A 12438-nucleotide genomic window follows, 5' to 3' on the forward strand; every position below is an offset into this window, starting at 1 on the left:
TCGGCCTATGAGCGGCTAAGTGTCGCGTCCTGAGACGGTGTTTCACCGCTCGGGATGCGCAACTCCTGCCGCTTCCCGACCCACTCGCCGAGTTTCTGCTTGAGGTACTGGCGAGCAGTCGACTGGGTGAACACACCCTTGTCGACCATATCGCCGACGACGTCCTTCAGCGCCCGGAACTGCCCCTTCAGATGGCCGTCGCCGACCGGATCGCCGTCGTGCCACCGAACGGTCGCGAGCGCCCCGTTCCCGACCGTCTCACCGTGGTCGATTGTCTCCGAATCGTACTGCAGGCCGAACCACAGCGTCCGGTAGGCGGTCACCTCGAAGGTCGGTGACACCACGTAGAACGCCTCGTGATGGAGGTAGTCGAGATGGTCAGCGATGATCTCCTCGAGGGTGAGGTCGGTGGCGTGGGGCTTCGGCTCGACGACCGTCGATGGCCGGTCTTCGCCGGTGAGGTAGCCGTCGACGGCATCTGCCTCGAGGCCATCGGCCAGTTCAGCCAGCAGCTGTTTCGCCCACTTTGAGTCGGTGTTGTCGCCACCGAACGGCGACTCAGCCGAGATTCGGTGCTTGAGCTTCAGGTTCGCAGCACCCCAATGAGAGTAGTGGAGCGTGTACTGTCCGTCTGTCCGTTCGTACGCAACAAGTGCGCGGTGACCCATTTGAACACTCACCTCGCAGGGCGACCCACGACTGGATCGTCCCGCACCCCTCCCGGGGGATGAACAACGCTACTCGTCGATCGGTTCGGGGGAACTGAGGTCCGCGTAGAGAACTTCGCCGTCGCGAACGACGTACCGCTTCGCCAGCACTGGGAAGCGGCACTTCGTAAACCCCGCTGTCTGGATGTCGAGTTCCTCGTCAGCTTCGAGGTGGTCGGCGAGTTCTCGCAAGAATTCGTGGGTCACGATGCCGCCTTCGTAGTCCGGGAGGCCGTTCTCGCGCGTCTCGTACACTTCGAAATCGTCGAATCCCCAGATGGTGAGTTCGCCTTCGTCGGTGACCTCCCAGCTGAGCGTTCCGAAGCAGTAGCTCTCACAGAGTTCGCGAACTGCCTGTGGATCCGATACGATTGCGCCGGTTGACGTCGTCGCAGCTTGTAGTGTCGCCATCTCTGGGCTCGCGGGAAGCCCCGCACCCCTCTTGGGGGGTGACAAACCGACACTGGAAGTGCCCCTGGCGTCGACGGCGATGACGATCAGTCGTCTGTTGGGGCGTCTGGTCCGCTCCCGTCCTCTGGTTGCGTGAGTAGGCTCACTTCTTCCAGGAGGTCTCTTGCAGTCTCGACTCGCTCTCGATCCGCGTCGTCCAACCGCTCGACGTCGAGGCGGCTGAGATTGCTGAGTACACGATGCATCCGGTAGCCCTGTTCGACTTGCTGATTCATCGGTAGCGCCTCACCACTCGCCGGCGCGGATAGACACTCCACGTGACTGTCATCGGCGCATCAGCGTCGCCACTAGTGCTCATCGCGACGCGTTGCCGCTAGGAGGTCACTCTCACACCCGTCGTCCAGCCTACTGTCCGGGATGTGGGATGCCTCGCCGGTCGGCCGTAGTTCCTCAAAGTCAGAATATCGGTCGTACATCGGTTGGCTCACAACTTCTGTCGGTATCGCATTTCAACGTCCGGACGCCTTCGCTCGCATCGTTCTCTTGATTATGCGAGACTGTACAAACATATATGGGAGCAGGGCGCGAACACTGTCCCAAGAGGTGCCAACCATGACCGAATCCTCGCGAGATGGGGTCCAATCGTGGACTGAGTCGATGAGCGCCCGCGACCGCATTCGGGCGGTCGCCGAGTCACTTCGGGAACCCCGCTCAGTTAACTGGATCAGCGAGCAGGCCGACGCTGCCTGGAGCACGACCAACGAGGAACTTCAGGATCTCGTCGACCAGGGCCAGTTGCGTCGCGTTGAGGCTGGCGAGACCACGCGCTACCAGCCAGACTACACGCGACTGCTCTTCGAGGAGATCCGCACGCTCATCGAGGAAAACACCCGCGAGGAGCTGCGGAGCGAATTGGCTGCGATAACCGAGGAGATCGAGGAGTGGCAGGCAACCTACGACGTCGAGACGTGGGAGGAACTTGAACAGTCGCTCGCCGACGGCGATCTCGCAAGTGCCGAGCTCCGCGAGCGCCGCGATGTCATCGCGTTCTGGCGTGAGAACGAGGAGGATCGTCGCCTCATCAAGCACGCACTGGAACTCTACTCCGACGTCGAAGCCGCCCGCGAGCAGCTGACCGACGTGGCTGACCGCGCCACGAGCTAATCCTCCTCTCTCACAGAATGATCTTTCTTGCCGGTCGCGACCGCTATACACAGCGGACCCTCCTCCGCGACGTTCACGACCGATTGACGAACCAGCCAGGGTGTGAAGAGGTCCGCTATCGCCCGTCTCGACGCCGACCCCGGTACGTCATCGCGGATGTCGATCCGACGACGTTCCTGAGTAACTCGTACGACGCGGCGACAGCACGACTGGAGATTCGTTTCTGGTACCCCGCTGGCGTCGACCACGAATACTACCGCATCAACTGGATCGAACCGGACCGAAATCTGATGCTCGGCTTCCACCAGGACGCCGACCATCCGGACCTTGGGCCCTGTCACATCCAACTCAATCACGAAGACACGTCTGTCAACCGGCATAGCGCGACGTTTCTCGATGCGCATCCACTCGCCGTCCTCGATGACCGACTCCAGCAGTTCCCGCCCGCGCTAGCTGCGATTCACTGGAAGAATGGAGCACCCTCGCTCCCTACCTGGCCCGTCTAGACAGCGAGTTCATCGAACCTCTGGTGATGCGTCCAGGCCATGGTCGGCGTGACGTTTCCGGACTTGGCGATGTCACGGTGCGTTACCTACTCCCCCTGTTCCCGCCCCGCTTTGTAGAGACAGGCCGCTGCGAACCTGTCGAATGAACGCCCGCCGTGACTGACCTCGGACTTGCGGGTACTCACCGTGTTAACCAACAGAAGCCATCTCTATCGGAGACTGTTGGTTAACCGGTGAGATTCCTACTGCCCTATTCGGGAGCAGGCCCGTAGCGACCTGTGCCACACACTTGGCACTCCCAGATTGGTTGGCCCGTCCAGGTCTCGTCAGGGAGCGACTCGCGTGTCCTGAACCGATGTTCTGTTTCTTTCGTACAGTGATGGCACTCGAGGGCTGTTACGGTCGGGATTTCGGCTCCGGTACTGGTGGATTCCGTTTCGCGGGGTACTCTTTCCACAGCGATTGCTGGGACGATCCACAGCTGATCGCTGTCGTCGAGCGTGTGCTCGAGGGACGACTCATCGCGAATTCCCTGGCCACGCTCGTCATAGACGCGTGGAATCTCCGTCTGAGAACGATCGCTCCTCTCGTCCCACGCTGTCCGCTCACGGGCCGCTGTTAGTAACGCGTCGCCAGCCGCTGAGGTCACCTCAGTAGCAGCGGGGAGCGTAGGCCAGCGCTCGGTTAGCTGGGGTGCGGGCTCGTCGTCGAGATCGTAGATGAGCGTACAGTCGTCGATCGGCTCGTCGTGACCTGACGTGAGGAGTTTCGCTGCAGCTGCTCCCTTTGCCACGGCGCCGTAGAACGTCGACGACTTGACGAGGAACTGGATCACACCACGGAGTGTTTGCTCGGAACTCGCAGCACCCGACGCTGACGCGGCGTCGAGTTCGTGTTCGAGACAGAACCGGCATTTTCGTTGCGACGCCGGGATCGATGCGCCACAGGAGATACAGGCTCGGTCCGTGTCGGTAGTTCCATCCGGATACCCACCCGAATGCGAGGCCTCACGCTGGCGGGTGGGCTGGCTGTCTGCTGGCTGATCCAGCGCTGGGTCCGGCACCAGAGCGCCCTCCCCGACAGGTTGGAACGCCTCTCGGTCTGAGTTATGGTCAGTCATCGATTCGCTCCGCGTTTCCCCCGGTTTGGTATTTAAACTCAGGGGTGAGGAAATGCGGGGACGGATTCGGCGCCGACGAAATAAATCCGGGCCGAGACGGAGTCAGTCACGGAGCTCAGCGACCGCTCGACCGACCTCGCGAACGTGCTCACTCCGCTCGATATCAAGTTCTGTCGACAGATACTCGACAGTCTCTTCCAGATCCATACCCCCTGGTAGACTCTCTGCCGGTATGTAGGTACTCCTCCACCGGATGCGTCTCACATCGCTTGGAGTTCGTCTCGCCGGCTTCGGAGCGTCACGACTGACACCTCTGCTGCCGACGCGACGGTGGATTGGGTAATCAACGCGCCCTGCTCTTGGGCAGCCAGATAGACGCAAGCGGCCGCGACGCCCGATGGCTGACAGCCGTTCGTGAGGGCTGTTCCCTCGGCGCGTTCTGCGAGTTCGTTCGCGTGTCGGCGAATGTCGTGGTCTAACTCCAGCGCCGAGATCAGCCGCGGAACGAACGACGTCGGGCGCATTGGTGGTGCTGGGAGCTCTAATTCGCGATTCAGTGTTCGGTAGGCGTTGGTGACACGAGTGGACTCGACTCTGGCGGCGTCGACGACATCCTCGAGGAGGAGCGGGTGTTGGTTACATCGGCAGGTACCGTAGATGCTCGCTGCACCGATGGCTTCGATGGATCTGCCACGAAGCAGATCCTCGCTCTGAGCGCTCCGGAAGAGCTGACAGGCTTGGTCACGAATCGACTCGGAGAGTTCGAGCGTACTCGCCAGCCGGCGTACCTCGCCCAACCCGTGTGCGAGATTCCGTTCCGCTTTGGACCGCCACCGGCCACGGGTCTGCTCACGTCGCATCCGGGCCAGCCGCCGGCGTTTCTGCCCAGAGAGTACGTTCCCGTGTGCATCGGTTCCGTGGCCGATCTCGGTCGAGAGGCCTCGATCGTGACGGGCCGCAGTCAGGGGTGCGCCTGTTCGCTCGCATTTGTCCTCATCGTACGATCGCCACTCTGGCCCGTGATCGATACGTTGTTCATCGATAACGAGCCCACAGTCCTCGCAGACCGTTTCCTTGACGTTGGTAGTGACGTGTCCGTCGCACTCGGGACATCGGTTTGCGCTCGACTCCGTTTGGACGTCTTCGTCGAAACCAGTTTCATAGATGTCTCTCGTTGCCATCGTTCTCACCAAGGTCAGGAACTCGCCAGTACAGCGAGCCCTCACCTATTAAGCGGCGAAGAGAAACCACTCATATCCCGATATTCACAATAGGTGAGTGGTTCTAAACTGTGCGAAGTTAATGAGAATGAATATGTTATGTAGGGTGATGGTCCGGGATAAATATTGAAAAGGGTGCTTTGAGAACCCTTGTGTAATGACAGAGGACAGTGTTTTTCTTGCAGATTCTATATCTCGGCCGGAGGAGGAAATCATAGTCCAATATATCCAAGAGAGGGAGAGTCCGATTCATATCTTTGGTGAGCCAGGCGTTGGGAAAACAACAATTCTTGAACGGGTAATAACCGATGGTATAGCCGATCTTGATGTAAATAAGCGAAATATACGGGCAAACCATAGTCTCAATGATCTATTTCGTGAGGTCTGCCACGCACTCTTTGCGGCTCTCCCTGAAGACAAGAAAGAGGAGGGACGACAGTTTGCCGGACTCAGTGTCAGTTCACCAGTTGGTGGAGCCGGTGTCTCATTCGAAAGCGTGGAAGCCGAAGCATCACGAGCACAGTTTGGGTATCGGGATTCCCTACTGGGCCTCAGCGAATTATTCCCCGAGGATCAGCGTCTGCTCATCTGCATTGACGACGTACATGAACTGAGTGATGACGAACGTGCGATTCGAGATGCGATTCAAGAAGCTGATGATACCCTTCCATCAGAGGTGGTTCTCATCACGGCCGGTCGACTTGTATGGGATGACCTTGAGACAGCTGTATCGCTCTCGATGTTTGCCGAAGAACAGACCGTAACCTTTCTTCAAGATGTTTTCCCAGAGATTTCTGCCGAACGGGCACGTACGATTCATGACCAGTTAGGCGGCCACCCATTGTACATCGGGTTGTTGGCCGAGTCGGACGTTGACCAAGAGCTTCCCGACATCCCAGAACGAGAAGTACAACAAGAGATCGAACAACGGTATTTTGGCTTCTTAGAGCCTGATGAACGCCGCCTTCTCTTGGCAACAGCACCGTTAGATGAGCTCAATGAGGAACTCTGCACACAGGTTGTTTCAGAGGAATATGGATTTGACCGCATCACCGTCGGAGACATCCTTGATTCCCTAAGTACCCGTACCGTCGTACAGACAATCGGTCGGAATGCTGACGGCCTCCAAACGTTCAAAATCCATGATGTCTTCCGCGAATTCTTGCAAGAGCGCTCCGACCACATTGAGATCGCCCGCAGAGGCGCATGTATCTATTACGCTGAGAAATTAATCCAACTTGTCGATGAGGATCGGACTTTCGAGACCGAAATCGATTACGTCACATCGTGGTCAACCCATCTCTCAGACCACGTTATCAATGAAGAATCACATCTCATCGCGCAACTTATCGAAGAGACCGTAGCTGATGATGGCCTCCGATTCTATCCCCTGTCATTGCTTATTAGGGAGTTCAAAAAACGAGATGCAACTGCACTCCCGGACGAGATCGTTGAGTCGGTTCTCGACAGCGTTGATGCAAGCTGTTCAATGGCGAATGATTTCTACGATACCGACTTGGATCACTCCTGGGCCGAGTTACTGTTTCAGGACGGAGCATTCACCAACCCAGATAGTAATCTCATTAGTTATCTAGGACGGACCACAGAGACACAACCAACGTTTATTCGACGCGTGGCTGAAGAAATCGACACCGAAGATAACCGAACACTCCGATTCCTTATCTCCATTGGCCGCGACCTCCCCATCAATGATGCCGCTCTAATCGGGCAACAAGCAGCGATCTGGATCCAAGACGACGAAGCATACGGATACCTTGCCAGCCACACACTGCGACTAGCCTCATATCTGGCTGAAAACGGCGAATACGATGTTCCACTTGAAATACTCGAAGCCGTCCTGGAACCCCGAGATGGGGACCAGTTAGACATTGACCAGGGGATGGTACGCTACAATCTCACAACAATGCTTGACGAGAACTTTGACGCCTTAATCAGCGAGCGAGGTGAAAAACTGATTAGGGTGTTCGCCTCGAAACTCACCGCGGCTCTCGATCAATACGCTGACAGAGCAAGACTGGTTGCGGCACGTACCTCTTTCGCTGATTTACAGTATGTCGAGGACAATAGAGGTAGCCTCGAAGAGATTCTTCTGGAATATTTTATACGGGCGGTTACTGACTGGGTGGCTGAGAATACATCAGGAAACGAGCAAAACGAATTGGTTGAGCAACTTCTGTCTCGACCTACCCTTCTTCGACGTGTTGGCTTCTATGTCCTCAGCGAGCACCCGGACTCCTTTGAGGAAACCATTCAAAATGAACTGACGACGTCGGAGAATTATCGCGAGCACCAATCACAGTACGAATTTTATCTGGTCCTCAGTTCAGGTTTCGAATACTTGGATGACGCTGCTCAAGCCCAAGTGTGTGAGATTATTGAAGATGGGCCATATACCGATTCAGTAGAGGATCAAGCGGCACGGATGGCTGAACGAGGTGAAGAATCAGCAAGCTACTTCGAACAACGGATTCGCGAGACATGGCGGCGAGACAGGTTGTATATGATCCGCGAGCATTTGAAGGGAGAGTATTCTGATCAGCTTGATGAATTGGTAGAAAAATATGGTGAGCCGGATCAACTACCGTCGCGAACCCCTCAGCCAACGGTGAGTGGAGGGATGGTTCGCGAACGAGGCCCCGTCGAAACCGAGGAACTCCGTGAACAGTCTGCCGAGGAAGTATTGACGACCGCGGTTGAATGGGAACCGCCAGAATCTGACCTTTGGGATACCCTGGAAGACGATCAACTCGAGGAACAGAATTATCTAGGGTTCTCTCGCCAGCTTCGAGAGCTGATTATGGAGGATCCGCAGCGGTATGCGCGTGAAATCTCGGTGTTGGAAGACGCGAACCCACGATATGCTGAAGCCGCATTTCGGGCCTTCAGCGAGCTCGTTGACGATGGAGAAACCTTTCCCTGGGAGTCTATCATTGAACTCGGCCAAGTGATTACCGCATCGCCGACCTCATGGAGTGGTCAGGTTCGAACAAACTTGGCCAAGCTGATAAACAAAGGGATTGCAGCGGATGCAATTGAATTCCCAGCCGGTACTGAGTCAGCCGTTGAATCGATTCTACGAACCTTACTAACTGACTCGGACCCAGATGCCGATAGAGACCAGCCTTCGGAGGGGATGGCTGGATATGGTGACCCAGTTCAAGTAGCGATCAACAGTGTTCGACCAATGGCTGTGAACGCATACATCACTTACCTTAGTTGGCAGGATGGCCACACCGAGGACGCCCTTTCCCAGGATATCTTCGACCCAATCCGCGACCGCATCCGTGAGGATCCCTCACTTGCGGTTCGATCCGTGATTGGGCGACGATTTGGACGTCTATATTCTCTTGATCCAGATTTGATTGAAGAGCATCTTACAGATATTTTCCCACGCGACACTGACCTGGATGGTCGACAACGGTTTATTGCCGCGTGGAACTCCTACACAGCAAGTAATCGATACTGGGATGATGACTCTTTCCGCCCATACTACCGACACGCACTCAACCTCCTAGATACAGACGAGGATCAGGCGTATCAAATCGCAATACGCTCGACAACCGCACACGTCGTTTCCATCTATCTGTTCGAAGATGAAGACATCGCCGATGAGGACAGTCTCATGCGACAGTTCTACGACGTAGTAGATCGCGATGGAGCAAAGGAATTAGCATCAACAATGTCTTCGTCAATGGGAAATGACAATGTTGAAGAACAGTGGAAGAAGATTCGAGAACTTTGGTCATGGCGGTTAGATACTCTTGATCCCGACGATGAGGCGAATGGTGCAGAAGTCTATCAGTTCCTTGATTGCGTAAGGAATTCGACTAAAACGACACTAGAAGAGGAGAATATACTCATTGGCCGATCTCTTCCCTTCGTCGCCCACCAAAATCACCATTGGCGACGTATTGAAGAGTGGCTCGCTGAACAGTCTACATCCTATCCAGTGGTTGCAATTAATCTCTATGACGAATTAGTAGAAGCTGTCCCCTGCGAAGACTGGTCAGCTATAGCACGCAATAGCGAAGAAGAGAACCGGTCTCAATTGTACGAAAGTGCTGAAGCAGCAGGAAGTGATCCACTTCAAACAGCATTAGATATAGCGGATCAGTTCGCAGCAGAAAACAACCAAATGGATAGAGAGTTTTTGGAACAACACCTAACTCCGTAGTTACAGTCTGACTCAACTTGGGCGAAAAGGATCCTGATCGGGTTTAGTAGGGATTTGCGGATACTCTCTACCCCTGCCGTGAGGAGATCACCGGTTCTGTGGTCGACAAGCTAGTGACGTTCAATATCCTTGTACTGTCGAATTGATTCCACAGTGGTTTGTTTGACCAAGGGGGGCCCCAATCTGGTCTCCGAAGTGATGAAAATAGTACCGAGTTTGCCGGTTTTCTTGTTCCGTAATTACCTCGCTTGTCAAACGATACCCAACTGGCAACGTGACCTAAAGCACAGAGTAAGACTATACGGGGAGGATATCTTTCTCTAAAAATTCTCGAAGCTCAGTAATATCTAAGCCACTAACGGAAGCCTCATTTCTAAAGTTCTCAAAGAAAACCTTGGCATCTTCTCTGGTCAAGTGGACATAGTATTCTCTATCAATATTCTGATGGTATAATTTCCCGTCGTTGAGGGTCAAATAGAGCTGTTCATAGAAGTCATGGATGTTGTCCTTGATTAGTTCCATATTTTCGTTGTAGCCGATGTAGAGTCCAAGCAGGAAATCAGAGTGCATTAACACGGGGATACCATTCCATTTCCTCATTCCATTGAGCTTCTTCGCACCAACTGAACCGAAGTTCCCCGGCCTTGCGTTCGTGATGACGATAAAATTCTGGAACTTTGAGTCCGAACTCTTGACTTCATCACTCTTGTAGATTTTAAGCGCATACGTCCGAAGCATTTCAGCTTCTTTTGAAGACATATTGATCTCATCCTTCGTAGTGAATTTCCCGTCGTAGGCGAACGAACGAAAGTATTCGTTGTCATTTCGATAGAAGAATAGTTCTCCGAAGCCATCTGGTTGGTTCCCCCGTCTCTTTTCTCCCCACTGCTCCGTGCTTACTATAGCCTGTTTGATAATGTGGAAAGCGTCCTGCTCAAACTCACCACCACTGTAATCTTCAGGCTCGGTTACTAACTTCCCGAGCTGTTTGAACGCATCATGGGCGTTATCAGAAATCCTCTTTTCAGTCGTTCTTGCAACACTGTGGAGACGCTTAGAAATATAGTTATCCGGTAGTTCGTCATCTATGTCTTTTTCGATAAGGTCACCCAGATCAATAACTTCGGACGTGATTTCTTCGATCAAATTCTCGTCTATTACTGTACCCGGATTAAGAACAAGAACTGGATGGATACTCTTTCGGAGGTACTTCGCACTTCCCGGTGTCAGGTTACCCCCTTCTACGTTTAGGAGGACACGGATGATCTCGCCCTTATCTCCAATCTGGTAGAATTCGAATTCGCGCCCGTAGATACCTTCTCTCTTCTGTCCGTAGTAGGTGAGACCCTCGTCTTTGACTAATTTCTCGAAATACCGACGGGTACCGGATTTACTCAGCTCAAGCTCGAATGAGTTGTAGAAGACTTCAAGATTCCCTCCGCATTTTTGGCACATATCATAGTCTCTGAGATAGATATTCCCACAGCCTTCACATTGTTTATGTTCCACGTCATCCTTGTCCAGAACACCCAAATCATCGGTGAGCGTCTTAACCAGATCGTCATCTCGGATGTATCGGGCTTCATAAGCGGAGACACCTTTGAGCATCTGCGAAATCAAACGCTCTCGGGTTTTCGCCACAAGGTGAAGGGGGATTTTCTCGTTCAGTGGAATACCGAAATCCTCGTGAAAAGTCTCAGAGACTTGGTCTTGACGAGTCTCTGATCGTGTCTTGATATCAGCGTTGAGTCTTAAGAAATTATTCTCAATATTCTCTTCAATCTTCACGCGGGCGTTGGTTCCGAGATGGCTAAACCAGAATTTCCGTATATTTTGGAGATTGATATCTGCAATCTCATCTGAGAACTTGGCGAGAACTGGTCGGATATCGCGTTCCTCCGATTGCTTGGAGAGAGCAATTGGAATGGATGGTTGGGTATTTGTTTGCCGGAGCTGAGCCGAGAGAATTGAGTTGTCATCATCTTCAATATCGGTCTTTGTGAATTCATCGGCAAACCGTGACGCCGTTAACTCGTCATCATCCTCGATCCAGTCTGCCTCAACTGTCAATATTGAAAATACTTCTTCAATCTTGGTTTTGAGCGTCTCTCTAATCGCAGAACTTGAAGTATCAATTCTAATCGTATCCTCGTTATGATTCACCTCAAGAAATACTGTTTTCACGTCCCGTCTCCGTTGTGATCCGCTCGCCATATCGCGGGCTTCTGTGTCAGAAGCCTGTCGATCGATACTAAAGATGGTAGAGTCCTCAAACTCCATTCTATTCCGGCTGTTATATCTGAAGTTCCTGGCACGAGTTTTTCGAGAAAGAGTCATTTGGATACCTCTGCTATTTTCCTCAAATCGGGATCTGTAATCGTCAGGGAGTTGATTTTGAACTCGATATTTGATTTTATCAGAACTGTCGAGCCACTCATTGTACAGGAATATATGATATACGAGATTCTCATCACCATCGAGTAGCTGTTCCAAGACATACTCGATTTCCTCTCCTTGACGAACAGAGTGTTCTCTCTTTGACGCGAGGTCTCGAATAGATAGTCGTTTGTCGTCAAGGAATTTGTATAGAGAGAATACAAAAACTGTTTCTTCGGACTGCCTGAGAAGTTTCTCGAAAATACTCCCCTCCGATGCGTCAATACCCGCAAATTCCAATGTTAGGTCAAGAAAATCTGACGTTGTACTATCCAATATATCACTGAATTGACCTCGATATGTGCCACTCCAATTATCTTGATAGACAGAATATTCGAGAGGGACGAGTTCGGTAGTTTGCGAGATAATGTCGCCAACATTACCAGACATACAACCATCGTACCGTCAGAGTTACTTAATATTGACCCCCCACTCGAACAGTCCACCTCAGGTTCCAAGGGGCGGTTAATCACTTAATGTCTCCTGGATACTTCGGGGGTTTGTGCGGCTGCACCTCGCAAGGCCAGACAACTCACTCTGGTCTTACACCGACCCCTAAGATTCACGGATAAGAGCTAAATCCGTATCCGGGGTTGTGGCTGCGCGCGCAGCGACCGGAGGGAGCGAGCACGGAGCGGTGGGCGGGGCGGCGGGGCTTGGGTCGGTCCGGCACTCACCA

General features: G+C 53.4%; 9 protein-coding genes and 1 pseudogene. 3 read left to right on the forward strand and 7 right to left on the reverse strand.

The window, feature by feature from the left end; translation table 11 throughout:
- Positions 1 to 5: 5 nt before the first annotated feature.
- The 3 genes from BLU18_RS12520 to BLU18_RS12530 form a co-directional block, all read right to left on the reverse strand.
- Positions 6 to 668 carry a DUF6735 family protein gene (locus tag BLU18_RS12520; protein ID WP_092635413.1) on the reverse strand — a complete coding sequence of 221 codons (663 nt, stop codon included), beginning with the start codon at positions 666 to 668 and terminating at the stop codon, positions 6 to 8.
- A gap of 69 nt (positions 669 to 737) precedes the next feature.
- Positions 738 to 1118, reverse strand: a complete 381-nt coding sequence (locus BLU18_RS12525) for a hypothetical protein (protein ID WP_092635414.1) — start codon at positions 1116 to 1118, stop codon at positions 738 to 740.
- Positions 1119 to 1204: 86 nt separating this feature from the next.
- Positions 1205 to 1393, reverse strand: a complete 189-nt coding sequence (locus BLU18_RS12530) for a DUF8012 family protein (protein ID WP_092635416.1) — start codon at positions 1391 to 1393, stop codon at positions 1205 to 1207.
- 337 nt (positions 1394 to 1730) lie between these two features.
- Between BLU18_RS12530 and BLU18_RS12535 the strand changes: the two genes are divergently transcribed.
- A complete protein-coding gene (locus BLU18_RS12535; protein ID WP_092635506.1) occupies positions 1731 to 2282 on the forward strand; it encodes a DUF7342 family protein in 552 nt (183 codons plus the stop codon).
- A gap of 17 nt (positions 2283 to 2299) precedes the next feature.
- Entirely contained in the window at positions 2300 to 2788 is a 489-nt protein-coding gene (locus BLU18_RS12540; protein WP_092635418.1) for a hypothetical protein, read from the forward strand.
- A gap of 250 nt (positions 2789 to 3038) precedes the next feature.
- Here BLU18_RS12540 and BLU18_RS12545 read toward each other — a convergent pair whose 3' ends face one another.
- The 3 genes and pseudogenes from BLU18_RS12545 to BLU18_RS15275 all read right to left on the reverse strand — a co-directional run.
- A complete protein-coding gene (locus tag BLU18_RS12545) occupies positions 3039 to 3908 on the reverse strand; it encodes a biosurfactant protein 1 (protein ID WP_092635420.1) in 870 nt (289 codons plus the stop codon).
- 260 nt (positions 3909 to 4168) lie between these two features.
- Positions 4169 to 4768 (reverse strand): transcription initiation factor IIB, encoded by a 600-nt coding sequence (locus tag BLU18_RS12550; protein ID WP_394327341.1) that lies wholly within the window; start codon positions 4766 to 4768, stop codon positions 4169 to 4171.
- 195 nt (positions 4769 to 4963) lie between these two features.
- Positions 4964 to 5089: pseudogene (locus BLU18_RS15275) on the reverse strand (transcription initiation factor IIB family protein); the annotation flags it as partial.
- A 196-nt stretch (positions 5090 to 5285) separates the two neighbouring features.
- Here BLU18_RS15275 and BLU18_RS12555 point away from each other — a divergent pair.
- Complete coding sequence (locus BLU18_RS12555) at positions 5286 to 9323, forward strand: winged helix-turn-helix domain-containing protein (protein ID WP_143025267.1); 4038 nt, start codon at positions 5286 to 5288, stop codon at positions 9321 to 9323.
- Between the two features lie 297 nt (positions 9324 to 9620).
- On the opposite strand, the gene BLU18_RS12560 is transcribed toward BLU18_RS12555, so the two are convergent.
- Complete coding sequence (locus BLU18_RS12560) at positions 9621 to 12149, reverse strand: hypothetical protein (RefSeq protein WP_143025268.1); 2529 nt, start codon at positions 12147 to 12149, stop codon at positions 9621 to 9623.
- Positions 12150 to 12438 lie beyond the last annotated feature (289 nt).

The sequence above is a fragment of the Haloplanus vescus genome (assembly GCF_900107665.1).
Taxonomy (GTDB): domain Archaea; phylum Halobacteriota; class Halobacteria; order Halobacteriales; family Haloferacaceae; genus Haloplanus; species Haloplanus vescus.